33 protein-coding genes are annotated in these 23,015 nt (G+C 62.8%); 30 read left to right on the top strand and 3 right to left on the bottom strand.

Translation table 11 applies throughout. The annotated features are described in order from the left end of the window. The 30 genes from VGM61_RS17435 to VGM61_RS17290 form a co-directional block, all read left to right on the top strand. The coding region (locus tag VGM61_RS17435) for an EF-Tu/IF-2/RF-3 family GTPase (RefSeq protein ID WP_331524157.1) at positions 1 to 521 on the top strand (521 nt) is incomplete at its 5' end. A 566-nt stretch (positions 522 to 1,087) separates the two neighbouring features. After that, positions 1,088 to 1,399 carry a 30S ribosomal protein S10 gene (rpsJ, locus tag VGM61_RS17430; protein ID WP_036140140.1) on the top strand — a complete coding sequence of 104 codons (312 nt, stop codon included), beginning with the start codon at positions 1,088 to 1,090 and terminating at the stop codon, positions 1,397 to 1,399. Between the two features lie 20 nt (positions 1,400 to 1,419). Beyond that, the gene (gene rplC, locus VGM61_RS17425) at positions 1,420 to 2,061 is read left to right on the top strand and encodes a 50S ribosomal protein L3 (protein ID WP_107912699.1); all 642 of its coding nucleotides are present in this window, start codon (positions 1,420 to 1,422) and stop codon (positions 2,059 to 2,061) included. Between the two features lie 11 nt (positions 2,062 to 2,072). Further along, positions 2,073 to 2,675, top strand: coding sequence for a 50S ribosomal protein L4 (gene rplD, locus VGM61_RS17420; protein WP_107912698.1), 603 nt, complete (start codon positions 2,073 to 2,075; stop codon positions 2,673 to 2,675). Next, entirely contained in the window at positions 2,672 to 2,965 is a 294-nt protein-coding gene (gene rplW / locus VGM61_RS17415; protein ID WP_046967254.1) for a 50S ribosomal protein L23, read from the top strand. Before rplD ends, rplW begins: the two co-directional genes overlap by 4 nt. Before the next feature lie 18 nt (positions 2,966 to 2,983). Then, complete coding sequence (gene rplB, locus VGM61_RS17410) at positions 2,984 to 3,805, top strand: 50S ribosomal protein L2 (protein ID WP_046967253.1); 822 nt, start codon at positions 2,984 to 2,986, stop codon at positions 3,803 to 3,805. A gap of 13 nt (positions 3,806 to 3,818) precedes the next feature. Beyond that, complete coding sequence (rpsS, locus tag VGM61_RS17405) at positions 3,819 to 4,091, top strand: 30S ribosomal protein S19 (protein WP_029213892.1); 273 nt, start codon at positions 3,819 to 3,821, stop codon at positions 4,089 to 4,091. After that, the gene (rplV, locus tag VGM61_RS17400) at positions 4,091 to 4,426 is read left to right on the top strand and encodes a 50S ribosomal protein L22 (protein ID WP_046967252.1); all 336 of its coding nucleotides are present in this window, start codon (positions 4,091 to 4,093) and stop codon (positions 4,424 to 4,426) included. Before rpsS ends, rplV begins: the two co-directional genes overlap by 1 nt. A 15-nt stretch (positions 4,427 to 4,441) precedes the next feature. Next, positions 4,442 to 5,164, top strand: a complete 723-nt coding sequence (gene rpsC, locus VGM61_RS17395; protein ID WP_063570882.1) for a 30S ribosomal protein S3 — start codon at positions 4,442 to 4,444, stop codon at positions 5,162 to 5,164. Between the two features lie 11 nt (positions 5,165 to 5,175). Next, a complete protein-coding gene (rplP, locus tag VGM61_RS17390; RefSeq protein ID WP_046967250.1) occupies positions 5,176 to 5,589 on the top strand; it encodes a 50S ribosomal protein L16 in 414 nt (137 codons plus the stop codon). Continuing rightward, positions 5,589 to 5,774 (top strand): 50S ribosomal protein L29, encoded by a 186-nt coding sequence (gene rpmC, locus VGM61_RS17385; RefSeq protein ID WP_046967249.1) that lies wholly within the window; start codon positions 5,589 to 5,591, stop codon positions 5,772 to 5,774. The genes rplP and rpmC overlap by 1 nt, the downstream gene beginning before the upstream one ends. 11 nt (positions 5,775 to 5,785) lie before the next feature. Continuing rightward, complete coding sequence (gene rpsQ, locus VGM61_RS17380; protein ID WP_063570883.1) at positions 5,786 to 6,046, top strand: 30S ribosomal protein S17; 261 nt, start codon at positions 5,786 to 5,788, stop codon at positions 6,044 to 6,046. An 11-nt stretch (positions 6,047 to 6,057) separates the two neighbouring features. Next, a complete protein-coding gene (gene rplN / locus VGM61_RS17375) occupies positions 6,058 to 6,426 on the top strand; it encodes a 50S ribosomal protein L14 (RefSeq protein WP_063570884.1) in 369 nt (122 codons plus the stop codon). Between the two features lie 13 nt (positions 6,427 to 6,439). After that, a complete protein-coding gene (rplX, locus tag VGM61_RS17370) occupies positions 6,440 to 6,751 on the top strand; it encodes a 50S ribosomal protein L24 (protein ID WP_063570885.1) in 312 nt (103 codons plus the stop codon). 12 nt (positions 6,752 to 6,763) lie between these two features. Further along, positions 6,764 to 7,303 carry a 50S ribosomal protein L5 gene (gene rplE / locus VGM61_RS17365; RefSeq protein WP_046967245.1) on the top strand — a complete coding sequence of 180 codons (540 nt, stop codon included), beginning with the start codon at positions 6,764 to 6,766 and terminating at the stop codon, positions 7,301 to 7,303. Positions 7,304 to 7,316: 13 nt separating this feature from the next. Continuing rightward, positions 7,317 to 7,622, top strand: coding sequence for a 30S ribosomal protein S14 (rpsN, locus tag VGM61_RS17360; protein WP_063570886.1), 306 nt, complete (start codon positions 7,317 to 7,319; stop codon positions 7,620 to 7,622). Between the two features lie 128 nt (positions 7,623 to 7,750). Beyond that, entirely contained in the window at positions 7,751 to 8,146 is a 396-nt protein-coding gene (rpsH, locus tag VGM61_RS17355; protein ID WP_063570887.1) for a 30S ribosomal protein S8, read from the top strand. A 10-nt stretch (positions 8,147 to 8,156) separates the two neighbouring features. After that, a complete protein-coding gene (gene rplF / locus VGM61_RS17350) occupies positions 8,157 to 8,684 on the top strand; it encodes a 50S ribosomal protein L6 (RefSeq protein WP_063570888.1) in 528 nt (175 codons plus the stop codon). 29 nt (positions 8,685 to 8,713) lie between these two features. Next, positions 8,714 to 9,064, top strand: a complete 351-nt coding sequence (gene rplR / locus VGM61_RS17345) for a 50S ribosomal protein L18 (RefSeq protein WP_063570889.1) — start codon at positions 8,714 to 8,716, stop codon at positions 9,062 to 9,064. Between the two features lie 130 nt (positions 9,065 to 9,194). Then, on the top strand, positions 9,195 to 9,704 hold the full coding sequence (rpsE, locus tag VGM61_RS17340; RefSeq protein WP_046967240.1) for a 30S ribosomal protein S5: 510 nt from the start codon (positions 9,195 to 9,197) through the stop codon (positions 9,702 to 9,704). Further along, complete coding sequence (gene rpmD / locus VGM61_RS17335) at positions 9,697 to 9,903, top strand: 50S ribosomal protein L30 (protein ID WP_331524153.1); 207 nt, start codon at positions 9,697 to 9,699, stop codon at positions 9,901 to 9,903. The genes rpsE and rpmD overlap by 8 nt, the downstream gene beginning before the upstream one ends. Positions 9,904 to 9,906: 3 nt before the next feature. Next, the gene (rplO, locus tag VGM61_RS17330; RefSeq protein WP_331524152.1) at positions 9,907 to 10,338 is read left to right on the top strand and encodes a 50S ribosomal protein L15; all 432 of its coding nucleotides are present in this window, start codon (positions 9,907 to 9,909) and stop codon (positions 10,336 to 10,338) included. Positions 10,339 to 10,342: 4 nt separating this feature from the next. Then, entirely contained in the window at positions 10,343 to 11,671 is a 1,329-nt protein-coding gene (gene secY, locus VGM61_RS17325) for a preprotein translocase subunit SecY (protein ID WP_331524151.1), read from the top strand. 126 nt (positions 11,672 to 11,797) lie between these two features. Further along, positions 11,798 to 12,154, top strand: coding sequence for a 30S ribosomal protein S13 (rpsM, locus tag VGM61_RS17320; RefSeq protein ID WP_331524150.1), 357 nt, complete (start codon positions 11,798 to 11,800; stop codon positions 12,152 to 12,154). An 11-nt stretch (positions 12,155 to 12,165) separates the two neighbouring features. After that, the gene (rpsK, locus tag VGM61_RS17315; RefSeq protein WP_007513384.1) at positions 12,166 to 12,552 is read left to right on the top strand and encodes a 30S ribosomal protein S11; all 387 of its coding nucleotides are present in this window, start codon (positions 12,166 to 12,168) and stop codon (positions 12,550 to 12,552) included. A gap of 10 nt (positions 12,553 to 12,562) precedes the next feature. Then, complete coding sequence (gene rpsD, locus VGM61_RS17310; protein WP_331524149.1) at positions 12,563 to 13,189, top strand: 30S ribosomal protein S4; 627 nt, start codon at positions 12,563 to 12,565, stop codon at positions 13,187 to 13,189. 16 nt (positions 13,190 to 13,205) lie between these two features. Beyond that, a complete protein-coding gene (locus VGM61_RS17305; RefSeq protein ID WP_331524148.1) occupies positions 13,206 to 14,204 on the top strand; it encodes a DNA-directed RNA polymerase subunit alpha in 999 nt (332 codons plus the stop codon). A 35-nt stretch (positions 14,205 to 14,239) separates the two neighbouring features. After that, positions 14,240 to 14,623, top strand: a complete 384-nt coding sequence (gene rplQ, locus VGM61_RS17300; protein ID WP_324350501.1) for a 50S ribosomal protein L17 — start codon at positions 14,240 to 14,242, stop codon at positions 14,621 to 14,623. 157 nt (positions 14,624 to 14,780) lie between these two features. Further along, on the top strand, positions 14,781 to 15,311 hold the full coding sequence (locus VGM61_RS17295) for a disulfide bond formation protein B (protein WP_331524147.1): 531 nt from the start codon (positions 14,781 to 14,783) through the stop codon (positions 15,309 to 15,311). Beyond that, positions 15,308 to 16,681, top strand: coding sequence for a class II 3-deoxy-7-phosphoheptulonate synthase (locus VGM61_RS17290; RefSeq protein WP_331524146.1), 1,374 nt, complete (start codon positions 15,308 to 15,310; stop codon positions 16,679 to 16,681). The genes VGM61_RS17295 and VGM61_RS17290 overlap by 4 nt, the downstream gene beginning before the upstream one ends. On the opposite strand, the gene rapA is transcribed toward VGM61_RS17290, so the two are convergent. From rapA to VGM61_RS17275, 3 genes are all read right to left on the bottom strand, one after another. After that, positions 16,674 to 19,505 carry an RNA polymerase-associated protein RapA gene (gene rapA, locus VGM61_RS17285; RefSeq protein WP_331524145.1) on the bottom strand — a complete coding sequence of 944 codons (2,832 nt, stop codon included), beginning with the start codon at positions 19,503 to 19,505 and terminating at the stop codon, positions 16,674 to 16,676. The two genes, VGM61_RS17290 and rapA, sit on opposite strands and share 8 nt — an antisense overlap. Positions 19,506 to 19,576: 71 nt before the next feature. Then, positions 19,577 to 20,263 (bottom strand): tetratricopeptide repeat protein, encoded by a 687-nt coding sequence (locus VGM61_RS17280; RefSeq protein ID WP_331524144.1) that lies wholly within the window; start codon positions 20,261 to 20,263, stop codon positions 19,577 to 19,579. Then, positions 20,263 to 22,536 carry a TonB-dependent receptor gene (locus VGM61_RS17275; RefSeq protein WP_331524143.1) on the bottom strand — a complete coding sequence of 758 codons (2,274 nt, stop codon included), beginning with the start codon at positions 22,534 to 22,536 and terminating at the stop codon, positions 20,263 to 20,265. The genes VGM61_RS17280 and VGM61_RS17275 overlap by 1 nt, the downstream gene beginning before the upstream one ends. Between the last annotated feature and the right edge of the window lie 479 nt (positions 22,537 to 23,015).

Genomic DNA, 23,015 nt, shown 5'->3' with positions numbered 1-23,015 from the left:
CGGGTCGCGGCACGGTGGTCACGGGCCGTATCGAGCGCGGCATTGTGAAGGTCGGCGAGGAAATCGAAATCGTCGGTATCAAGCCGACGGTGAAGACGACGTGCACGGGCGTGGAAATGTTCCGCAAGCTGCTGGACCAGGGCCAAGCGGGTGACAACGTCGGTATTCTGTTGCGCGGCACCAAGCGTGAAGACGTCGAGCGCGGCCAGGTTCTGGCCAAGCCGGGTTCGATCACCCCGCACACCGACTTCACGGCCGAAGTGTACGTGCTGTCCAAGGATGAGGGCGGTCGTCACACCCCGTTCTTCCAGGGCTATCGTCCCCAGTTCTACTTCCGCACGACGGACGTGACGGGCACGATCGAGCTGCCGGAAGGCAAGGAAATGGTTCTGCCGGGTGACAACGTGTCGATCACGGTGCGCCTGCTGGCTCCCATCGCCATGGAAGAAGGTCTGCGCTTCGCCATCCGTGAAGGCGGTCGTACCGTCGGCGCCGGCGTCGTGGCGAAGATCAACAAGTAAGAGCGATCGCCAGGGCAGGGCGACCTGCCCGGGTATCGAAGAAGCGGAGGCCTTAGGGCCTCCGTTTTTTTTGGCTCTTTGTGGGAGCCGGCTATGCCGGCGATGGGGGCAGCGACCTGGCTATCGCCGCTGAAGCGGCTCCCACATGTCCTTTTCGTCGATGAATCGGCTCCTACGCGTACATATGAAAAAAGGACTTCCTTTTTTCTTTCTGATCAGATATATTCGTCGGGTTATATCGGTCGAGTGCCTTCTGAAGGCGCCGACACACAGCGAAATGAGGTGCACGGAATGTGCTTCGAGTTCGCAGGCAAGGATGCCGGATAGAGTGCCAACGGGCCACGGGGCGGAAGCTCTGTTGACCCAATTCGTTGTGTATTCTATACTTTTCTGTCTGGGCAGGCCGATAACTCGGTCTGCCTGACTTTTTCGGGTCATTCCGGGCGGTTTTACCGTTCCAGGGTGGCCCGTTGCGGCACCCGTAGTTAGGTAAATGGGTTGTGCGGGGTGGCGAGAAGCCATTCCGAATCACAAGAACGTTCTTTCGATAACAGGACACGGTTTTTATGGCGAACCAAAAGATTCGCATTCGGCTCAAGGCGTTCGATCATCGTCTGATCGATCGTTCGGCCAGCGAGATCGTCGAGACGGCCAAGCGCACCGGCGCTACGGTCCTCGGCCCGATCCCCCTGCCGACCAAGATTGAGCGCTACACCATTCTGGTGTCGCCGCACGTCGATAAAGATGCCCGCGACCAGTACGAAACCCGTACTCACAAGCGCGTTCTTGACATCATCGACCCCAACGACAAAACCGTGGACGCGCTCATGAAGCTCGATCTTGCGGCTGGCGTTGACGTGCAGATCAAGCTCGGCTGAGCGGAATAAAGGATACGAAGATGAGTATCGGACTAGTTGGCCGCAAATGCGGCATGAGCCGGCTCTTCACCGAAGACGGCCGCTCGATTCCGGTGACGCTGATTGAAGCGACCCCGAATCGTGTGACGCAGGTGAAGACCGAAGAAAACGACGGCTACAGCGCGGTGCAGGTTACGACCGGCGTCAAGCGCGCGTCGCTGCTGACGGCCCCCGCAAAGGGTCACTACGCCAAGGCCAAGGTTGAGCCGGGTCGCGGCCTGTGGGAATTCCGCGTGTCCGCGGAAGACGCAGGCAAGTACGCGATCGGCACCGAGATCAAGGCTGACGACGTGTTCACCGTCGGTCAGACGGTCGACGTCGCAGGCGTGTCGAAGGGTAAGGGTTTCCAGGGCACCATCAAGCGTCACCATTTCAAGATGGGCGATGCTACTCACGGTAACTCGCTGTCGCATCGCGCCCCTGGCTCGATCGGTCAGCGCCAGACGCCGGGTCGCGTGTTTCCTGGTAAGAAGATGTCGGGCCACATGGGCGCGGTCAACCGCACCCAGCAGGGTCTCGAAGTTGTCAAGGTCGACGCCGAGCGCCACCTGATCGCAGTCAAGGGCGCAGTCCCTGGCGCGCCGGGCGGTGACGTCGTGATTCGTCCGACGACCAAGGGCTGAGGAGAGACGCCATGGAACTCAACGTTATTGGCGCCAAGGCGCTCACCGTGTCGGACGAAGTGTTCGGCGGCGAGTACAAGAAGGCCCTCGTGCACCAGGTTGTCACCGCCTATCAGGCGGCTGGCCGTGCCGGTACGAAGGCTCAGCTGTCTCGCGGTCAGATGTCCGGTACGACCAAGAAGTTCAAGAAGCAGAAGGGCGGCGGCGCTCGCCACGGCGATTACCGCGCTCCGATCTTTGTCGGTGGTGGTAGGACGTTCGCAGCGAAGCCGCGTAGCTTCGAGCAGAAGGTCAACCGCAAGGCTTATCGTGTGGCGATCCGTTCGATCGTTGCCGAGCTGACCCGCCAGGGTCGCCTGAAGGTTGTCCCCGAGCTGTCGATCGAAGCCCCGAGCACCAAGGGCATGATCGCCAAGCTGGCCCAGCTCGAAGTCAAGGGTCGTGTGCTGCTGGTGTCGGAAGATGCCACCGAAGCGCTCTACCTGTCCGCTCGCAATATTCCGTACATCCACGTCGTCGACGTTCTGGCCCTGAATCCGGTCAGCCTCGTCGGTAGCGACTTCGTCGTCATGACGGTGGACGCGGTCAAGAAAGTCGAGGAGTGGCTCGCATGAGCACTGAACGCACGCTCAATACGCTTCGCGCGCCGCACATCTCTGAGAAGTCGGCTCGCCTTGCTGAGAACAACCAGTACGTTTTCGTCGTGGCGCCTGAAGCGACCAAGGCCGATGTCCGTGCAGCGGTGGAACACCTCTTCGACGTCAAAGTCGTGGACGTGAACCTCGTCAACACAAAGGGCAAGGTCAAGTCGTTCCGCTTTCGCACTGGCAACCGCCAGGGCAAGCGCAAAGCCTACGTGCGCCTCGCCGACGGTCACACGATCGACGTGTCGGCCAAGGCCTGAGCCAGGAGTTGAATTGAGATGGCACTGATCACTCACAAGCCGACCTCCCCGGGACGCCGCGACGCTGTCAGCGTGCGGACCGAAGGTCTGCACAAGGGCGCACCTTACGCGCCCCTGACCGAATCGCAGTCGAAGACGGGTGGCCGCAACCACTACGGTCGCATCACCACGCGTCATCGCGGCGGCGGTCATAAGCAGGCATACCGCATCATCGATTTCAAGCGCGACAAGGAAGGCATTGCCGCCGTTGTCGAGCGTCTTGAATACGACCCGAACCGCACCGCGCACATCGCGCTGCTGTGCTACGCCGATGGCGAGCGCCGCTACATCATCGCGCCGAAGGGCGTGGCGGTGGGTGACCGTCTCGTGTCGGGCTCCGACTCCCCGATCAAGCCGGGCAACTGCCTGCCGCTTCGTTCGATCCCGGTCGGTTCGACGATCCACTGCATCGAGATGAAGCCGGGCAAGGGTGCGCAGATTGCGCGTTCCGCCGGTGCATCGGTCCAGCTGGTCGCTCGTGAGCAGGGTTATGCAACGCTGCGTCTTCGCTCCGGCGAAATGCGTCGCGTCCCGGTTGAATGCCGCGCCACCATTGGTGAAGTCGGCAACTCGGAGCACAGCCTGCGCAAGCTCGGCAAGGCCGGTAAGAAGCGCTGGGCGGGTATCCGTCCGACGGTTCGCGGCGTGGTGATGAACCCGGTCGACCATCCGCATGGCGGTGGTGAAGGCAAGACCTCTGGCGGCCGTCACCCGGTCAGCCCGTGGGGTACCCCGACCAAGGGTTACAAGACGCGTAACAACAAGCGCACCCAGCAGTTCATCGTGCGTCGTCGCAAGTAATTAGGAAACGATCATGCCGCGCTCTCTAAAAAAAGGTCCGTTTGTCGACCTGCACCTCGTGAAAAAGGTGGAAGCCGCCGTTTCCGCCAATAACAAGCGTCCGATCAAGACCTGGTCGCGTCGTTCGATGATCCTGCCGGAGATGGTCGGTCTGACCATCGCCATCCACAACGGCCGCCAGCACGTGCCTGTGTTGATCAACGAGAACATGGTCGGGCATAAGCTCGGCGAGTTCGCGGTGACCCGCACGTACAAGGGCCACGCCGGCGACAAGAAGGGCAAGTGATGAGCACTGAAGCCAAAGCGATCCTGCGCAGCGCCCGCATTTCGGCGCAGAAGGCACGCCTGGTGGCTGACCTGGTCCGCGGTATGCCCGTGGGCCGAGCCAGCGACGTGCTCGCCTTTACCAACAAGAAGGCCGCTCACCTTGTTCGCAAGGTGCTGCTCTCCGCCGTCGCCAACGCCGAAAACAATCTCGGCGCCGACGTGGACGAGCTGAAGGTCGTCCGTATCTTCGTAGACGAAGGTCCGGCGATGAAGCGTATGTACGCCCGCGCCAAAGGCCGCGGTTCGCGCATCCTGAAGCGCACCAGCCACGTTACTGTGGTTGTTGGCAACTGACTGGGGTAAGACACGATGGGTCATAAAGTACATCCCACCGGTATCCGCCTCGGCATTGCCAAGGATTGGAACTCGAAGTGGTACGCCAATAAGGGCGAATATGCGGTCTATCTCGCAGCTGACCTCAAGGTCCGCGAGATGCTCCGCAAGAAGCTCGCCGCTGCCGGTATCTCGAAGATCCAGATCGAGCGTCCGGCCAAGACCGCCCGCGTGACGATTCACACCGCCCGTCCGGGCGTGGTGATCGGCAAGAAGGGCGAGGACATTGAGAAGCTGCGTAAGGAAGTCACCGACATGATGGGCGTTCCGACGCACATCAACGTCAGCGAAGTCCGTAAGCCGGAGCTCGACGCCCAGCTTGTAGCCGAGTCGATTGCTCAGCAGCTCGAGCGTCGCATCATGTTCCGCCGCGCCATGAAGCGCTCGGTCGGTAACGCGATGCGCCTCGGTGCCCTGGGCATCAAGATCAACGTCTCCGGCCGTCTGAATGGCGCCGAGATCGCCCGCTCCGAGTGGTCCCGTGAAGGTCGCGTTCCGCTGCACACCCTGCGTGCGGACATCGACTACGGCACCGCCGAAGCCAAGACCCAGTACGGCATCATCGGTGTCAAGGTATGGGTCTATAAGGGCGAGATCTTCGATCTGGCAGCAGCTACCGCCGAGTCGAAGGAAGAACAGCAGCCTCAGCAGTCGCGTCGCGATGGTGGTGAAAACCGCCGCGAGCGGACGGCCAAGTAAGGAGTGTTGCCATGTTGCAACCTAAGCGTACCAAGTACCGCAAGATGCATAAGGGTCGTAATGACGGCCTTGCATTCAACTCCAACCTCGTGAGCTTCGGCGAGTACGGCCTCAAGGCGACGACGCACGGTCAGTTGACCGCACGTCAGATCGAAGCGGCCCGTCGTTGCATCACGCGCTTCGTCAAGCGTGGCGGCAAGCTCTGGATCCGCGTGTTCCCGGACAAGCCGATCACCCGTAAGCCCATCGAAGTTCGAATGGGTGCGGGTAAGGGTAGCGTCGAGTTCTGGGTCGCCCCGATCCAGCCTGGCCGCATGCTTTATGAAATCGAAGGTGTCGACGAGACGACGGCACGCGAAGCGTTCCGCCTGGCGGCAGCCAAGCTGTCCGTGCAGACTCAGTTCGTCTCCAGGGCGGTGATGTAATGGCCAGCAAAGATATCAACCAGAAGTCGGCGGACGAGCTCAAGCAGGATCTGCTGGACCTTCGCAAGGAGCAGTTCAATCTGCGCATGCAGAAAGGCTCCGGTCAGCTCACCCAGCCGCACCAGCTGCGCCGCGTTCGGCGTGACATCGCCCGCACGAAATTCGTGCTCGGCGCTAAGAAGTAAGGACGGCGGACATGAGCGAAATCAAGAAGACCGCGCGTACCCTTACGGGTCGCGTCATCAGCAACAAAATGAACCAGACCGTGACCGTGCTGATCGAGCGCCAGGTGCAGCATTGGCTGCTCGGCAAGATCATCCGTCGCTCCACGAAGCTTCACGCACATGACGAGACCGGTGCGAACGAAGGTGACCTGGTGCGCATCGCGGAATGCCGTCCGCTGTCGAAGACCAAGCATCACCGCGTGGTCGAAATCATCACGCGCGCTGAAGTCTAAGGAGAGCTGCCATGATTCAGGTACAGAGCACGCTTTCCGCAGCTGACAACAGCGGCGCGAAGGAAATGATGTGCATCAAGGTGCTCGGCGGCTCCAAGCGCCGTTACGCCAGCGTTGGTGATGTCATCAAGGTGACCATCAAGGACGCCATTCCTCGCGGTAAGGTCAAGAAGGGCGAGGTTTACAATGCCGTGGTGGTTCGTACCGCCAAGGGTGTTCGCCGCGCCGATGGCTCCGTTATCCGTTTCGACGGTAACGCAGCTGTCCTCCTCAACAATAAGCTCGAGCCGATCGGTACCCGTATTTTCGGGCCGGTCACCCGCGAGCTGCGCACCGAGAAGTTCATGAAGATCGTCTCGCTCGCGCCTGAAGTGCTCTGAGCGGAGGCCAGACATGAACCGTATCCGCAAGGGTGACAACGTCGTAGTCACCACCGGCAAGAACAAGGGACAGCGCGGCGACGTGCTGCGTGTCGACGGAGAGCGCGTTGTCGTCTCGAACGTCAACCTCGTCAAGCGTCACACCAAGCCGAACCCCCAGGCCAACCAGCCTGGCGGTATCGTCGAGCGTGAAGCTTCGATCCATATCTCCAACGTACAGCTCTTCAACTCCGCCACGAACAAGGGCGAGCGCGCTGGCACCAAGACGCTCGAGGACGGGCGCAAAGTGCGCGTGTTCCGTTCTGGCGAAGTCGTCGACGCGTAAGGAACCGAAGTCATGACCCGCCTTGAAACGTTTTACAAAGAGTCGGTAATGTCGAAGCTCACTGAGCGCTTCGGTTACCAGAACGTCATGGAAGTCCCGCGCATCTCGAAGATCACGCTCAACATGGGCGTCGGCGAAGCCGCCGGTAACAAGAAGATCCTCGAGAACGCGGTCGCCGATATGACCAAGATCGCCGGCCAGAAGCCGATCACGACGAAGGCCCGCGTGTCGGTCGCTTCGTTCAAGATCCGTGACGGTTGGCCGATCGGCTGCAAGGTCACGCTGCGTCGTGCCCAGATGTGGGAATTCCTGGATCGCCTGATCAACATCTCGCTGCCGCGTACGCGCGACTTCCGTGGTGTCTCGGGCCGTGCTTTCGATGGCCGCGGTAACTACAACTTCGGCATCAAGGAACAGATCATTTTCCCGGAAATCGACTTCGATCAGGTTGATGCGCTGCGCGGTATGGATATTTCCATCACCACCACCGCCAAGACCGACGAAGAAGCCAAGGCGCTGCTGGAAGCTTTCAGCTTCCCGTTCCGCAACTGATTACAGGTAGAACATGGCTAAGACCTCGATGATCCAGCGCGATGTTAAGCGCACCAAGCTCGTCAAGAAGTTCGCTACCAAGCGTGCCGAACTGAAGGCGGTCGTCCTGAGCTCCACTGCCTCGTATGAGGAAAAGATGGAAGCCCAGACGAAGCTGCAGAAGCTCCCGCGTGATGCCAGCCCGGCGCGCCAGCGTAACCGCTGCGCCCTGACCGGCCGCCCGCGTGGCGTTTACAGCAAGTTCGGCCTTGGTCGCAACAAGCTTCGTGAAGCCACCATGCGCGGCGATGTGCCGGGCCTGCGTAAGGCTAGCTGGTAAAAAACTCGCCATTGGCGGGGCAAGCTGTTATAGTCGTCGGTCTGCGCAACGCAGACCGACTTCTGTCGGCTTTACAATTTGAAGATTTCCGGTAATTCGGATATCGGTGCACTCTCAAGGGTTTTCTTATGAGCATGACTGATCCCATCGCCGATCTGTTTACGCGCATCCGTAATGGCCAGGCATCTGGCAAAGCGGTTGTACGTATGCCGTCGTCGAAAATGAAGCTGGCCCTCGCGCAGCTCCTGCAGAAAGAGGGTTATATCCTCGACGCCCGTTCCGCTGATGAAGCGGGCAAGCCGGTCCTCGAGATCAAGCTGAAGTACTTCGAAGGCCTTCCGGCCATCGAAACCATCTCCCGTGTCAGCCGTTCCGGTCTCCGCGTCTACCGCGGCAAGGACGAGCTGCCGAAGGTCCTCGGCGGCCTGGGCATCTCCATCATCTCGACTTCCGCCGGTCTCCTGACCGACGCTCAGGCCCGTGCTAAGGGTCTTGGCGGCGAAGTCATCGGCCAGGTGGCGTAAGGAGTCCCGTATGTCACGTGTAGCCAAGTTGCCTATCAATCTGCCGAAGGGCGTCGAGATCTCGATCGCCAACGGTACTGTCTCCGTCAAGGGCCCGAAGGGCACGCTGACGACCCACGAACTGCCGGGCGTTACGTTCCAGCAGGATAATGGCGTCGCCACCGTCGTTCTCGCCGAGGGCGCCGACGATAAGTTCGGTGGTACGGCTCGCGCCGTTGTCGCCAACATGGTCCAGGGCGTTACCGCGGGTTTCGAGAAGAAGCTCGAGCTGGTCGGCGTGGGTTACCGCGCACAGCTTGCCGGCAAGGCCGTCAACCTGTCGCTCGGCTTCTCGCACCCGGTCGTCTTCGAGGCGCCGGAAGGCATCACGATCGAAGTCCCGACGCAGACCGAAATCCTGATCAAGGGCGCTGACAAGCAGCTCGTCGGTCAGACGGCGGCGAAGATCCGTGCTTTCCGTTCGCCGGAGCCTTACAAGGGCAAGGGCGTCCGTTACGCGGGCGAGAAGATCATCCTGAAGGAAGCCAAGAAGGCCTAATCGGTCTATCCGCTTTCTGGAGTAATACGATGAACAAGAACGATTCCCGCCTGCGCCGCGCCAAGTCGACCCGCTCTCACATCCGTGAGCTCGCGGTTCATCGCCTGAGCGTGCACCGCACCGGTCAGCACATCTACGCCCAGGTCTTCGCACCGAACGGTACCGTCGTGGCAGCCGCCTCGACCGTGCAGTCCGCGGTTGCCGAGGGTCTGAAGGGTACGAAGAACATGGAAGCCGCGACCACCGTTGGCCGCATCGTTGCCGAGCGCGCCAAGGCCGCCGGTATCGAAGCAGTCGCGTTCGATCGCTCCGGTTTCCGTTACCACGGTCGCATCAAGGCTCTGGCCGATGCGGCTCGTGAAGCCGGCCTCAAGTTCTAAGAGGCGTCAGGCAACGACATCGGCCTTTCGGGGCCGGTGTCGCCCGATTTAGCTCCTACAACTCCAAGCGGCGACCGAGCCGTAAACAGAAGTCCCGGCTAACTATCATTCCGGGCTATCAGGAAAAGAGATGTCCTCGACAGATCGCGAAAATTCGGACGGCATGCTTGAAAAGCTTATCGCCGTCAACCGCGTGGCCAAGACCGTCAAGGGTGGCCGCCAGATGAGCTTCACCGCGCTGACTGTTGTTGGCGACGGCGAAGGCCGCGTCGGTTTTGGTTATGGCAAGGCACGCGAAGTGCCGGTCGCCATTTCCAAGGCTATGGAGCGCGCCCGTCGCAACATGGTCACGATTGAACTGAACCAGGGCACGCTGTGGTACGCCATCAAGGCTAACCACGGTGCTGCCCGCGTCTACATGCAGCCCGCTTCCCAGGGTACCGGCGTCATCGCCGGCGGCGCCATGCGCGCTGTCCTCGAAGTGGTCGGCGTGAAGGACGTGCTCGCCAAGGCCGTCGGCTCGCGTAACCCGATCAACCTCGTCCGCGCGACGATCAAGGGTCTGCAGGCCGTCGCATCGCCGAAGCGCATCGCCGCCAAGCGTGGCAAGACGATCGAAGAGGTGCTGGGTAATGGCTAAGAAGAACGAAGCCGCCGCTGCTGCCGGCACCGTGCGCGTGCGCCTGGTCAAGGGCCTGCGCGGCGTCCAGGGCCGCCACCGTCTGAGCGTCAAGGCCCTGGGCCTGGGCAAGCTCAACAGCGTGAGCGAATTGAAGGATTCCCCCCAGGTCCGTGGCCTCATCAATACGGTCTACTACCTGGTTCGGGTCGAGGAGTAAATCATGCGTCTGAATGACATCAAGCCCGGCAAGGGCGCCCGCAAGTCCCGCCTTCGCGTGGCTCGCGGTATCGGTTCGGGCATGGGCAAGACGGCTGGCCGTGGCCACAAGGGCCAGCACGCCCGCGCCGGCAACACCCACCGCGTCGGTTTCGAAGGCGGCCAGATGCCGCTGCAGCGCCGCCTGCCCAAGGTCGGCTTCCGTTCGCACAAGAAGGTCGAGACCCAGCAGGTATTCCTGTACCAGCTAGCCAACCTCAAGGGCGACACGTTCGATCTGGTCACGCTGCACGCAGCAGGCCTGGTGGATAGCCGCGCCAAGAAGGTCAAGATCGTCGCCAAGGGCGAGATCGGCCGCAAGATCAAAACGACGGGGCTCCTTGCCACCGCCGGCGCCAAGGCAGCCATTGAGGCTGCCGGCGGAAGCGTGGAGTAGTCGCGTGGCCGGAGCTCAGGGCAATACGCTCGGCTCGCTGGGCAAGCTGACGGAACTTCGTCAGCGCATCTTCTTTGTGATAGGTGCGCTGGTCGTCTTCCGCCTGGGCTCGTTCATCCCGGTCCCGGGCGTCAATCCAGAGGCGATGACCCGCCTGGTGGAACAGGGCGGCGGTCTGATGGGCATGTTCAACATGTTCTCGGGCGGCGCCCTGGCCCGCTTCTCGATCTTCGCGCTGGGCGTGGTGCCCTACATCTCGGCATCGATCGTGGTGCAGATGATGGGCTCGGTCATTCCCTCCCTGGCGCAGCTGCGCAAGGAAGGCGAGGCCGGCCGTCGCAAGATGACCATGTACACGCGTTTCGGTACCGTCGGCCTGGCCGCCTTCCAGGCGTTCATGCTGGCGGTGGGGTTCCAGGGCCAGGTGGCCCAGGGTTCGGGTGTACCGGTGGTGTACCTGCCGGGCGCCGGATTCGTGATGTCGGCGGTGGTTGGCCTTACGGCCGGCACCATGTTCCTGATGTGGCTGGGTGAGCAGATCACCGAGCGCGGCATCGGTAACGGCATCTCGCTGTTGATTTTTGCCGGTATCGTGGCGGGGCTTCCGGGCGCCGTGGCGCACACCCTGACCATGGCCTCGAACAACGAACTCACCCCGCTGCGCCTGATCATGGTGGTGGTGGTGATGCTGGCCACGATTGCCTTCGTGGTGTTCATGGAGCGGGGACAGCGGCGGATCACGGTCAATTACGCACGACGCCAGGGTGGCCAGCGCGCGTATATGAACCAGACCTCCCATCTGCCGCTGAAGATCAACATGTCGGGTGTCATTCCGCCGATCTTCGCTTCGAGCCTATTGCTTTTCCCGGCAACCGCCGCCAACTGGCTGGACAAGTCCCATCAGTCCCGCTGGCTGCAGTACCTCACCACGGCGCTGAGCCAGGGTGAGCCGGTTCACGACCTCGTGTTCGCCCTGCTGGTGATCGCGTTCGCCTTCTTCTACACGGCGATCGTCTTCAACTCGCAGGAAACCGCGGACAACCTCAAGCGCTCCGGCGCGCTGATCCCAGGCATCCGCCCGGGTCGCGCCACCGGGGAGTACATCGATGCCGTGATGACCCGCCTTACCGGTGTGGGCGCGCTGTACCTGGTGCTGGTCTGCCTGGTGCCGACGTTCATGCAGAACCTGTGGCACGTGCCGTTCTATTTCGGTGGCACATCGCTGCTGATCGTGGTGGTCGTGGTGATGGACTTCACTGCACAGGTGCAGGCACACCTGGTCAGCCACCAGTATGAGAGTTTGCTTAAGAAGTCCAACTTGCGCCGCAGCTGATCGCGGCGCAGGCCTCCAAAAACCGTGGAGGGCAGTGGCCTTAGGGCCGCAGGGCTTTCCGTTTGATTCAATTCAGGTTAGAATTGCGCGTTTACCGCGCACGAAACGCATCGGAGATAGAACATCATGGCGCGCATCGCGGGTGTCAATTTGCCGGTCCAGAAGCATGTCTGGGTCGGTTTGCAGAGCATTTACGGCATCGGCCGTAGCCGGGCCAAGCAGGTCTGCGTGGACGCGGGTGTCACCCCGACCACCCAGATCAAGTCGCTTAGCGAGGGCGAAGTCGAGAAGATTCGCGCCGAGATCGCCAAGTACACCGTCGAGGGCGACCTCCGGCGTGAGATTGGCATGGCCGTCAAGCGCCTGATGGACCTGGGCTGCTACCGAGGCCTTCGCCACCGTCGTGGCCTGCCGGTGCGCGGTCAGCGCACGCGTACCAATGCACGCACCCGCAAGGGTCCGCGTCGCCCGATCAAGAAGTAACGGATTCCATTATGGCTAAGCCGGTTAAAACCAAGAAGAAGATCAAGCGCGTTGTCACGGATGCCGTGGCTCACGTGCAGGCTTCCTTCAACAACACTATCGTCACCATCACCGACCGACAGGGCAATGCCCTATCGTGGGCGACGGCTGGCGGCGCGGGTTTCCGCGGTTCGCGTAAGTCCACCCCGTTCGCTGCCCAGGTCGCCGCCGAGAAAGCCGGTCGCGCCGCCGGCGATTACGGTGTGAAGACGGTCGAGGTTCGCATCAAGGGCCCCGGCCCGGGTCGCGAATCCGCCGTCCGCTCGTTGAATGCCCTGGGTTACAAGGTGCTCAACATTATCGATGTCACGCCGATTCCGCATAACGGCTGCCGTCCCCCCAAGAAGCGTCGAGTCTAAGGAGACCACTATGGCCCGTTATCGTGGACCTACCTGCAAACTCGCCCGTCGCGAAGGTGCGGATCTCGGTTTGAAGAGCCCGGCGCGCGCGCTGGATTCGAAGTGCAAGCTGGAAAACAAGCCCGGCCAGCATGGCGCCAACAAGCGCGCCCGCCTGTCCGACTACGCCGTGCAGCTGCGTGAGAAGCAGAAGGTCAAGCGCATCTACGGCGTGCTTGAGCGCCAGTTCTCGAACTATTACACCAAGGCGTCGACCCAGAAGGGCAATACGGGTGAAAACCTGCTGCGCCTGCTGGAACAGCGTCTGGACAATGTCGTCTACCGTATGGGCTTCGCGGTCACCCGCGCCCAGGCCCGCCAGCTTGTCTCGCACAAGGCTATCGTGGTCAACGGCAAGAAGGTCAATGTCCCCTCTTTCCACGTTCGCCCGGGTGACGAAGTCACCTTGACCGAGCGTGCCAGGACGCAGCTGCGCGTGCAGGAAGCGGCCACCGTGTATGACACGATGGACCTCCGCCCGATGTGGGTCGAAGTGGATGCCAAGAAGTTCGCGGGGACCTTCAAGTCCGTGCCGGACCGCGGTGATCTGCCGGCCGACATCAACGAAGCGCTGATCGTCGAGCTTTACTCGAAGTAATTCACCGGAGCCTTGCATGGCAGTTTCTTCAACTAGTGTGCTGCGGCCCCGCGGCCTCACCGTCGAAATGCTTGGTGCGAATCGCGCCAAGGTCGTGGTCGAGCCGCTCGAGCGTGGCTTCGGCCACACCCTGGGCAACGCGCTGCGTCGCGTGCTGCTCTCGTCCATCCCTGGTAGCGCGATCGTCGAAGTTGAAATCGACGGCGTGCTGCACGAGTACACCACGCTCGAGGGTCTGCAGGAGGACGTGATCGAAGTCCTGCTGAACCTGAAGGACGTGGCGATCCGCCAGCATAGCGGCGATGAGGTCACCCTCACGCTGTCGAAGAAGGGCAAGGGCGTGGTCACCGCCGGCGACATCGCCGTCGATCACTCGGTGGAGATCGTCAACCCCGAGCATGTGATCTGCCACCTGACCAAGGATGTCGCCCTCAACATGCGCCTGAAGGTGCGTCGTGGCGTCGGCTACCAGCCGGCCAGCGCGCGCCAGCACCCGGACGATGACACCCGTCCGATCGGCCGCCTGCAGCTGGATGCGTCGTTCGCACCGGTCCTGCGCGTTGCCTACGAAGTGGACGCCGCTCGCGTTGAGCAGCGCACCAACCTCGATAAGCTCGTGCTGGACATCGAGACCAACGGCACCATCGGCGCCGAAGACGCGGTCCGCAAGGCCGCTGAGATCATCAACGACCAGCTGGGCGTGTTCGGCGATTTCTCGCGCCGTGAAAGCGACACCAGCAAGGCGGAGAAGGGCGGTTTCGATCCGCTGCTGCTGCGTCCGATCGACGACCTCGAGCTCACCGTTCGTTCGGCCAACTGCCTGAAGGCCGAGAGCATCTACTACATCGGCGATCTGGTTCAGAAGACCGAAGTGGAGCTGCTCAAGACCCCGAACCTGGGCAAGAAGTCGCTTACCGAAATCAAGGACGTGCTGGGCGGTCGTGGACTCGCCCTCGGCATGAAACTGGAAAACTGGCCGCCGCCGGGCCTCTCGCACGGCATGCAGCTGGGCTAAGCCCGCTTAGCCCTCTTTAGAACTGGAACAAGACCATGCGCCACCAAAAATCCGGACGCAAACTCAATCGCACGAGCAGCCATCGTGAAGCCATGTTCCGTAACATGGCCTCCTCGCTGGTAAAGCACGAGCTGATCCGCACGACCTTGCCCAAGGCCAAGGAACTGCGTCGCGTCGCTGAACCGCTGATCACCCTGGCCAAGAACGATGGCGTTGCCAATCGTCGTCTTGCTTTCGCGCGTCTGCGCGACAAGCAGGCCGTCGGTAAGCTCTTCGTCGAACTTGGTCCCCGTTATCGCGAACGCGCAGGTGGTTATCTGCGCATTCTCAAGTGCGGCTTCCGCCCGGGTGACAATGCGCCGATGGCGTATGTGGAACTGGTCGATCGCCCGCAGGTCGAGGCTGTCGACGCCGAATAACGCCTGAAACGCGTTCTTCAAACGCAAAGCCCCGGCCGGGAAACCTGCCGGGGCTTTTGCTTTACGGCGATTGTTTCATTTGTAACGCTTGAAGATGGGCCTTCCCTCATCGCGCCCTTGCGCGTAACGTGGCTATCCCGCACTGCATCATGACCCTATGAACCCCCTTGCCTGGTCCTTTCGCTCCCGTTACGCCATCGGTTTTGTCGTTTGTGCCGGCTTGATGGGCTTCGCCCTGTATGCGCAGTACGTGATGAACCTCGATCCATGTCCGTTATGCATCTTCCAGCGCGTCGCCGTGTGCTTCATGGGCTTGTTCTTCCTGATCGGGGCCTTGCATGGTCCTGCAGGCGGTGGCCGCAAGGTGTACGCGACGCTCGCGGTATTGGGCGGCCTTGCCGGTATCGTCGTGGCCGCGCGCCACCTCTGGCTGCAGAGCCTGCCAGCTTCTGAAGTGCCCTCCTGTGGGCCTGGGCTGGCTTACCTGTGGGATACATTCCCACTGCTCAAGATGTTCAAGCTCGCCTTCACCGGTTCGGGTGAATGCGCCAAGATCGAACCCATCCTGGGCCTGCCGATGCCGGCATGGACCCTCCTTTGGTTCGTCGTGCTTTCCATCTGGGCCGTACTGCCCAGTACCCGCCGCAACCGCAACACGATACGTCCGCTACAGGCCAGCCGCTTATGAAACTGCATCCCGTGAACGAAGCCGCCCAATGGGCCCCGGAATCCTGGGCGGAGCGCACTGCGCTCCAACAGCCGGCCTATGAAGACGCAGCTGAACTTCGTGACGCGCTGGCCGAACTGGGGCAGCTGCCACCGCTGGTCACCTCATGGGAAGTACTCACCCTCAAGGAGCGCCTGGCCGAGGCGCAGGAAGGCAAACGCTTCCTGTTGCAGGGTGGCGATTGTGCCGAGAGTTTCGCTGACTGCACCAGCCCGATCATCTCCAACCGGCTCAAGGTGCTGCTGCAGATGAGCCTGGTACTGGTGCACGGATTGAAGCGCCCGGTGCTGCGCGTGGGCCGCTTCGCCGGGCAGTACGCCAAGCCTCGTTCGGCAGATACCGAAACCCGCGATGGCGTCACCCTGCCGGCCTTCCGCGGCGACCTCATCAACAGCCCGGACTTCACCCCCGCCGCCCGCCGGGCCGATCCGCGCCGCCTGATCAAGGCCCATGCCCGCTCGGCGATGACGATGAACTTCGTCCGCGCGCTGATCGACGGCGGCTTTGCCGACCTTCACCATCCCGAATACTGGGACCTGGCCTGGGTGGAACATTCTCCGCTGGCCGCCGAATACCGCCGCATGGTGGCAAGCATCGGCGATTCCCTGCGCTTCATGGAGACCCTCGCCGGCCAGTCGATCAACAGCTACCAGCGGGTTGATTTCTACACCTCGCATGAAGCCCTGCTGCTGCACTACGAACAGGCGCTCACCCGCCAGGTGCCGCGCCAGTGGGGCTGGTTCAACATGTCCACGCACTTCCCCTGGATCGGCATGCGCACCGCAGCGCTCGATGGCGCGCACACCGAATACTTCCGCGGCATCCGAAACCCGATTGCGGTAAAGATCGGTCCGTCAGTGAAGCCCGACCAACTCATGCGCCTGGTAGATGTACTCAATCCGACCGACGAGCCCGGCCGCCTCACCCTGATCCACCGCATGGGCAACACAGGCATTGCCGAGGGACTACCGCCGCTGCTCGATGCGGTGAAGTCCGAAGGACGCCGCGTGCTGTGGGTGGCCGATCCGATGCACGGCAATACCGAGTCCACCAGCAACGGCTACAAGACGCGTCGCTTCGCCAACATCAGCGGTGAGCTGGACCAGGCCTTCGACATCCACGCGGCCGCCGGCACGCGCCTGGGTGGCGTGCACCTGGAGCTTACCGGCGAGGACGTCACCGAGTGCACCGGCGGTGCGCGCGGGCTCGATGAAATCGGCCTGGAGCGCGCGTACAAGTCGATGGTGGATCCGCGCCTGAATTACGAGCAGGCGCTGGAGATGGCCATGCTGATCGTGCGCAAGTCAGGCGGGATGGCAACGACTATTTAAGCGCCAGGAAATCGCCGCTCACCACGAAGCGCACGGCGTCCAGCCGCATGCGTGCCGCGGGCAGGGCGGCGAGCAGGGCATCGCGTTCGGCGCTAACGGCGGTAATCTCAGCCTCGCTGATCGACGGGTTCACCGCGCGTAGGGCGGCAAGGCGCCCGACTTCACCATCGAGCTCCGTGCGCGCGGCCTCGACCGCCGCTGCCATCAGGCCGTCCGCCTGTGCCTTTGCCAGAGCCTCGGCCTTTTCCAGCATCGGCGGCACCAGCTTGCCAAGGAACTTCCGGTAGCGCAGCACCTCGATGTTGCGGTCGGCGGCGCGGCGCATGCCGACATCGCTCGGCGCGAAGTTGGTCCGCTCAGCCAGGCGGGTATCCACCGTGTAGACAATCGGCGTGGCGGGCAGGAATCGCTCGGCATCGAGCTTGCAGTCGGCCACGCATTCCACCACATACACCGCCTGCAGCAACGCGGTGCGCGCGGGCAATACGTCGTCCACCATGAAAGCGGCGTTGCCGGTCTCGCCACCGACCATCAGGTCGACGGCCGAGGCCACCATCGGGTGGTCAAGGCGTAGCAGCGGCAGTTCCTCGCGGGCCAGGGCCAGCTCCCGTGAGCCGGTAATCGATACCGGGCCGTCCTCGAAGCCGGGCAGGCCGTCAGTGGAAAGGTATTGCGGGTCGAGCAGGGTGATGTCGCGGGCCAGTTCCTCCGAGTGCACACCGAAGTGCTCGAACAACCGATGGATGAAGGCGTCACGGCCGGCATCGTCATCGTCCGCGGCGAAGGCGCCGGCAAGGTCGTCCGCGTGCAGGTCTCGGCTTGAAGCCAGTTCCAGCAGATGATCGCGACCGGACTGGATCAGCGCCGAGAGCTCCGCGTGGACGCCGCGCGTTTCCATGATCAGCGCATCGAGCTCCTGGTCGCGGTTGTCCACGCCCCGCGCATGCTCGTCGGCCAGGCGGGACAGGTCGCTGCCAAACCGGCGCAGCAATTCACGGCCATCGGCGGGGCTGGATCGGAAGGCATCGAGCCCTTCGTCATACCAGCGGGCCAGCACGTGTTGCGCGCTGTCCGCCACCACCGGCACGTGGATGATGATGTCGTGCTTCTGGCCGATGCGATCCAGGCGTCCAATGCGCTGTTCGAGCAGGTCCGGATCCAGCGGAAGGTCCCATAGCACCAACCGGTGGGCGAACTGGAAGTTCCGGCCTTCCGAGCCGATTTCCGAGCACAGCAGCAGCCGTGCCCCGCCCTCGGAGGCGAAGAACGCTGCGTTGCGATCGCGCTGCACGATGCCCAAGCCTTCGTGGAAGCGTGCTACGCCCACGCCGCTCCGGGTGCGCAGCGCTTCTTCCAGGGCAACCACCTTGGCCTGGCTGCGGCAGATCAGCAGGAACTTGTCGTCCGGATGGGTCTCGAGCAGGCGCACCAGCGCCGCCAGGCGGGGATCGTCGGCGTAGTCTGGTTCGAGAGGGCCGGGCGGTTGCTGCGCATCGGCCCGGAATTCGGCCAGCAACGCCTGCTTTCGCGTCTCGTCCAGCCCGTCGGCCTCGAGTACCTCGATTTCAGGTTTGCGTGAGGGAAAACCGCCGATACCGGCACGACGGTTGCGGAACATCACGCGGCCGGTGCCGTGGCGGTCGATCAGGGCGGCGAGGATTTCGCGCGAGGCGTCTTTGTTGTCCAGCGCCGCCAGCATCTGCGAATCGTTGGCGAAGCGCTTGGCGAGCAAGTTGCGCTGCACGTCGGATAGCTTTGATCCTTCCACCAGCGTGTTGGCGACCTCGGACAGTTCGTGGAAGCCGTCCGCTTCCCCGAGGTAGGCCTCCAGTGAGTGGTAGCGCTGCGGATCGAGCAGGCGCAGGCGGGCGAAGTGGCCCGTGCGGCCCAATTGCTCGGGAGTGGCTGTGAGCAGGATCACCCCGGGGGAGGACGCCGCCAGCGCCTGGGCCAGTTCGTAGCGCGGACTTGCGCCCTCGGGCGACCACTCCAGATGGTGGGCTTCATCCACCACCACCAGATCCCAGGCGGCATCGCGTAGCTGCGCGGCTCGCTTGGGATGCTGCTCGAGGAAGGCGAAGTCGGCGATGACGAGCTGTTCGTCTTCAAAGGGATTGCGGCCATCGCCGGACTGCTCTATGGCTTCGCAGCGGTCTTCGTCGAAGATGGCGAAGGCCAGGTTGAAACGACGCAGCAATTCGACGAACCATTGGTAAACCAGGGTGTCGGGCACCAGTACCAGCACACGGCCGCTGCGGCCGGCGGCCAACTGGCGGGCAACGATCATGCCGGCCTCGATGGTTTTGCCCAGGCCTACTTCATCGGCCAGCAACACACGCGGCGGGCGGCGGGCTGCGGCGATACCGGCTACGCGCAACTGGTGCGGCACCAGGCCAATGCGTGCGGACTGCAATCCCCACGAGGGCGAGCGCCGCGCCGCGGCGTGGCGTTGCAGTGCTTCCAGGCGCAGGTCGAAACGATCGACGGGGTCGGTGCGGCCGCCGATCAGGCGGTCGTCGGCCTGCGAGACGCTTTGTTCGTCGTCGAGCTGGCCTTCCTCCAGTTCACGGCCCTCGCCACGGTAAACGAACAACCCTTCGCGCACTTCCACGCGCTCGACCAGGAAAGCCAGGCCCTTGCCGGCCACGCGCTGGCCGGCGCGAAACTCCGCACGCACCAGCGGCGCGCTGTCCGACGCGTACGGACGCAACACCCCCGCCTTGGCAAACAGCACCTGTACGCCACGCCCTTCCACGCGCAGGATGGTACCGAGACCAAGCTCGGGTTCGGCAGTGGAGATCCAACGTTGGCCAGGCTGATACATCGGTAAGGCAATTCCGTGGGCGGGGGTCGACGATTATCCCCCTACCTTCGCCGTGCTGCCTACCCTGATGCCTACAAGTGTCCTTGGCCTCGGATATCTGCGGCAATTTCGTGCAATGCCGGGTGGGATGAAGCATCAAGCGCGCCAGCCAGGGGCCCGAGGAAGTGCGGCGGTGCATCGGGTATCGCGGCACGCAGCAAGGCGGCAGCATCGTCCACCTGACCGCGCCCGGCCAACACCGATGCCCAGGCACAACGCCCGCGATAGTCGCCCGACTCTGCCGATTTCCCGTACAGGGCATAGGCCCGGGCCAGGTCCACCGGCACACTCAAGCCGTGCTCGTGATAGTGGCCCATGAAATACATGGCACGCGCATGGCCCATGGACGCCGCATGGGCAAAAAGGGCAAACGCGCGAGCCAGGTCTTGCGCGGCGCCACGGCCATTGGCATGGGCGTGGGCCAGGTTATAGAAGCCCCAGTCCAGGCCATGGTCCGCTGCGCGCCGGTACCAGGCCGCGGCGCGGTCATGGTCGACCTGCGTACCCCAGCCATTCTCATGGCAGCGGCCGACCATGTTCATCGCCATCGGTACGCCGCGGTGGGCGGCCTCCTGGAACCAGTAGAAACCTTCCGCCATGTCGCGCGGCACGCCATGGCCATCGAGGTACAACTGGCCGAGCGTTGCTTGTGCCGCCGCGTCGCCGCCACGCGCGGCGTCGCGCATTTGCGTGGCGACGGTGGCGTCGTCGAGGGTCATCAAAAGTGCATGTTGGCCGTGAGCAGGGCCGATCGGCCTGGCGCCACCGTGGCGTAGTGCGTGGTGAATATCTTGTCGTAGTACTTCTTGTCGGTGAGGTTCTGCACATTCAACTGCAGGTTCAGGGTGTCGTTCACCTGCCAGGCGGCCATCGCGTCGAAGCGTGTATAGCCCGGGATGTACTTGGTGTTCTGTACGTTGCCGTATTGCTTGTCCAGGGCGAAGGCGCCCACGCCCACGGTGACGCGGCGGGCCACGGCATAGGTGGTCCAGAGGCTGCCGCTGTTGCGTGCGGTATTGGGAAACTGGTGGCCGTTGTTGGCGATATTCGCCGCGCCCGGACCGTTGTCCACGAGCACCGGATTCAGGTGGGTTACGCCGCCGAACACGCTCCACTTCTCCGTGATGCGACCCGTGGCGCCGAGTTCGATGCCTTCCACGCGCTTGGTACCGGCCAGCACCGTGGTTGCGGCATCCACTGCCACGCGCGCGTTGGTGATCTCCGAGCGGAACACTGCGGCGGTAAGGTTCAGGCGTTCGCCGAACACATCCCACTTCGTACCCACTTCGATGTTTTTGCTCTTCTGGGGTTTGAGGTCCTGGGTCAGCACACTGATATTGCCGTTATCGCCGCTGCCCTCGCCAGTGGCCACACCCGAGGGATTGGCCGAGGTGCCGTAGGAAACATAGATGCTGCCGCTGGCGACAGGCTTGAATACCAGCCCCGCCTGATAGGTCCAGAAATCCACATCCGAGCGCAGGTTGCGCGCCGCCGGCGTGGTGCCAGTGGGCACGAATACCCTGGTACTGAAGTCGTCATAGCGCAGGCCCACATTCAGCAGCCACTGTTCGTTGAAGGTGAGCGTGTCAAAGCCATAGGCCGAGCGGGTGAACGAGCGGTTCTGCGTGGGCGTGTTGCGCGGCGCGTAGCTGCCCAGGAAAGGGTCGTGCGGGTTGGGATTGTGCAGCGACGTGCAGGCGAACTGACTGATGAACAGAGCGCTGGCCGCGCAGTTGCGTCCGGCGATCCCGGGGGCCGGCGACTGCACCACGTTGTATTGGTCGACGCTGGATTTCTCCAGCGCGAATTCAACACCCGTGGCGAAGTTGTGCTTGATCGAGCCGGTGTTGAATTCACCGGTCAGGTCGGTCTGGTTCACGCCCGTACGGGTTTCGGCGATGCGGCTCTTGGCCGAGCGGTAGACGTAGCCGAGAGGCAGGTTGCCGGAGCTGTCATCTGGATTGGTCCAGATGTAATCGTTGGAGGTAACGCCATAGCGCGTGGTGTTGCGGATAGTGAAGCTGTCGGCGAAGTCGTGTTCGAAACGCACCGTGCCGATATCGGCTTTCGTTTTGCGGAAGTCGCGGTCGGCAAAGCCGTAGAAGTTGTTGCGATCGACGTTGGCGGGTTTGCCGGTGCCGGTCCCGGCGAAGGGGCCAGTGGTGTACGGGCCATCGAGCGGAATACCGCTATCGGGGAGATCGTAGGTGTTGAGGTGGTAGTAGTCGAGGGTGAGGCGCGTGGGCGTGTTGATGCCGAAGGTCACCGACGGAGCGATACCGAAGCGCTTGCCCCAGACTTCGTCGCGGCCGGGCACGTCGTTCTTGTGGCCCATCACGTTCAGGCGCGCTGCGATGTGGTCGCTAACAAGATAGTTCGCGTCCAGCGTGCCGCGCTTGTAGTTGTCGGTGCCCAGGCCCAGGCTGGCATCGGTGAAATTCCCGGCCTTGGGGGCCTTGGTCACGATATTGATGCTGCCACCCGCCGAGCCGCGGCCGGTATAGACCGACGACGGCCCCTTGATCACATCGATCTGTTCCACGTCGAAGGTTTCGCGGGTCTGCGTGCCAGTGTCGCGGACGCCGTCGACATAGATATCCGACACCGCATCGAAGCCTCGGATCAGCGGGCGGTCACCCACGGCCGTGCCACCTTCGCCGGCAGCGAAGGTGATGCCCGGCACGGTGCGCAGGGCCTCGGTGAGGGTGGTGGACGCGGTGCTCTGGATCACCGCCCTGGGGATCACCGACACCGCGCGCGGCGTGTCGAGCAAGGGCGCGGTGAGCTTGGGAGAGGCGGCATTGACGGTATTGGCGCGGACGGCGATCTCGTCAAGCTTGGTCGCGCGTTGTGGGTCCAGGGTGTTGTCCGGCGCCGGCGCGGCGGCTGGCTCCGCGGCCGTGGCCGGCACGGCGAAGGCCAGGCCCAGGGCAGTGGCAAGCAAACGGCGGGGGCTCGAGGCCGCCGAGGTCACGAAATCGGGGGAACGCATGGGGGAAGATCCTTGCAGGTCGGTTCGGTTCGCTGGCTGGACCGGCGCGGCCGGTCTGGCTCTGGATGTCGAATCGAAGACCGGCGCGTCCACTGCGCACTGCCTGCAGGCTGCTTACCGGTTTCCGAAGGCCCGGGTAAAACCCGGGCAGACCGTCAAGATATCATTAATTACGAATGAGTCGCAACTTCATGCGCATTCGCAAATACTCATGGAGACCCGAGTACCGCCTTGACCTGTGCCCATGGCCCCTGAGCCGTGCGAATCTTCTGCCACAGCAGCATCCACCCATGAACCGCGATGCGGAATGGGTTGTACGAATGAAGGGGCACGGTGAGCCCGTAGTGGCATGGTTGTCCGTGGCGTTCTGATGGGCCGCGGTGCGACGGGCTGAGGTCAACCCGCCCGTCGCGGCCATCCTTTTGTAACTGATGGTTCTGGCCATGGCTTCCTGGAGCCATGAGTGGCTGATGCGGTAG

This window comes from Pinirhizobacter sp. (assembly GCF_036499745.1).
Classification (GTDB): Bacteria; Pseudomonadota; Gammaproteobacteria; order Xanthomonadales; family Rhodanobacteraceae; genus Pinirhizobacter.
Note: the sequence above shows the minus strand (reverse complement) of the source record. Positions and strands in the feature narration are given on the sequence as shown.

Bases quoted from the DNA above. Each gene is read 5' to 3' on its own strand.
- rpsJ (WP_036140140.1), top strand. From the start codon at position 1,088: ATGGCGAACCAAAAGATTCGCATTCGGCTCAAGGCGTTCGATCATCGT.
- rplC (WP_107912699.1), top strand. From the start codon at position 1,420: ATGAGTATCGGACTAGTTGGCCGCAAATGCGGCATGAGCCGGCTCTTC.
- rplD (WP_107912698.1), top strand. From the start codon at position 2,073: ATGGAACTCAACGTTATTGGCGCCAAGGCGCTCACCGTGTCGGACGAA.
- rplW (WP_046967254.1), top strand. From the start codon at position 2,672: ATGAGCACTGAACGCACGCTCAATACGCTTCGCGCGCCGCACATCTCT.
- rplB (WP_046967253.1), top strand. From the start codon at position 2,984: ATGGCACTGATCACTCACAAGCCGACCTCCCCGGGACGCCGCGACGCT.
- rpsS (WP_029213892.1), top strand. From the start codon at position 3,819: ATGCCGCGCTCTCTAAAAAAAGGTCCGTTTGTCGACCTGCACCTCGTG.
- rplV (WP_046967252.1), top strand. From the start codon at position 4,091: ATGAGCACTGAAGCCAAAGCGATCCTGCGCAGCGCCCGCATTTCGGCG.
- rpsC (WP_063570882.1), top strand. From the start codon at position 4,442: ATGGGTCATAAAGTACATCCCACCGGTATCCGCCTCGGCATTGCCAAG.
- rplP (WP_046967250.1), top strand. From the start codon at position 5,176: ATGTTGCAACCTAAGCGTACCAAGTACCGCAAGATGCATAAGGGTCGT.
- rpmC (WP_046967249.1), top strand. From the start codon at position 5,589: ATGGCCAGCAAAGATATCAACCAGAAGTCGGCGGACGAGCTCAAGCAG.
- rpsQ (WP_063570883.1), top strand. From the start codon at position 5,786: ATGAGCGAAATCAAGAAGACCGCGCGTACCCTTACGGGTCGCGTCATC.
- rplN (WP_063570884.1), top strand. From the start codon at position 6,058: ATGATTCAGGTACAGAGCACGCTTTCCGCAGCTGACAACAGCGGCGCG.
- rplX (WP_063570885.1), top strand. From the start codon at position 6,440: ATGAACCGTATCCGCAAGGGTGACAACGTCGTAGTCACCACCGGCAAG.
- rplE (WP_046967245.1), top strand. From the start codon at position 6,764: ATGACCCGCCTTGAAACGTTTTACAAAGAGTCGGTAATGTCGAAGCTC.
- rpsN (WP_063570886.1), top strand. From the start codon at position 7,317: ATGGCTAAGACCTCGATGATCCAGCGCGATGTTAAGCGCACCAAGCTC.
- rpsH (WP_063570887.1), top strand. From the start codon at position 7,751: ATGAGCATGACTGATCCCATCGCCGATCTGTTTACGCGCATCCGTAAT.
- rplF (WP_063570888.1), top strand. From the start codon at position 8,157: ATGTCACGTGTAGCCAAGTTGCCTATCAATCTGCCGAAGGGCGTCGAG.
- rplR (WP_063570889.1), top strand. From the start codon at position 8,714: ATGAACAAGAACGATTCCCGCCTGCGCCGCGCCAAGTCGACCCGCTCT.
- rpsE (WP_046967240.1), top strand. From the start codon at position 9,195: ATGTCCTCGACAGATCGCGAAAATTCGGACGGCATGCTTGAAAAGCTT.
- rpmD (WP_331524153.1), top strand. From the start codon at position 9,697: ATGGCTAAGAAGAACGAAGCCGCCGCTGCTGCCGGCACCGTGCGCGTG.
- rplO (WP_331524152.1), top strand. From the start codon at position 9,907: ATGCGTCTGAATGACATCAAGCCCGGCAAGGGCGCCCGCAAGTCCCGC.
- rpsM (WP_331524150.1), top strand. From the start codon at position 11,798: ATGGCGCGCATCGCGGGTGTCAATTTGCCGGTCCAGAAGCATGTCTGG.
- rpsK (WP_007513384.1), top strand. From the start codon at position 12,166: ATGGCTAAGCCGGTTAAAACCAAGAAGAAGATCAAGCGCGTTGTCACG.
- rpsD (WP_331524149.1), top strand. From the start codon at position 12,563: ATGGCCCGTTATCGTGGACCTACCTGCAAACTCGCCCGTCGCGAAGGT.
- VGM61_RS17305 (WP_331524148.1), top strand. From the start codon at position 13,206: ATGGCAGTTTCTTCAACTAGTGTGCTGCGGCCCCGCGGCCTCACCGTC.
- rplQ (WP_324350501.1), top strand. From the start codon at position 14,240: ATGCGCCACCAAAAATCCGGACGCAAACTCAATCGCACGAGCAGCCAT.
- VGM61_RS17295 (WP_331524147.1), top strand. From the start codon at position 14,781: ATGAACCCCCTTGCCTGGTCCTTTCGCTCCCGTTACGCCATCGGTTTT.
- VGM61_RS17290 (WP_331524146.1), top strand. From the start codon at position 15,308: ATGAAACTGCATCCCGTGAACGAAGCCGCCCAATGGGCCCCGGAATCC.
- rapA (WP_331524145.1), bottom strand. From the start codon at position 19,505: ATGTATCAGCCTGGCCAACGTTGGATCTCCACTGCCGAACCCGAGCTT.
- VGM61_RS17280 (WP_331524144.1), bottom strand. From the start codon at position 20,263: ATGACCCTCGACGACGCCACCGTCGCCACGCAAATGCGCGACGCCGCG.
- VGM61_RS17275 (WP_331524143.1), bottom strand. From the start codon at position 22,536: ATGCGTTCCCCCGATTTCGTGACCTCGGCGGCCTCGAGCCCCCGCCGT.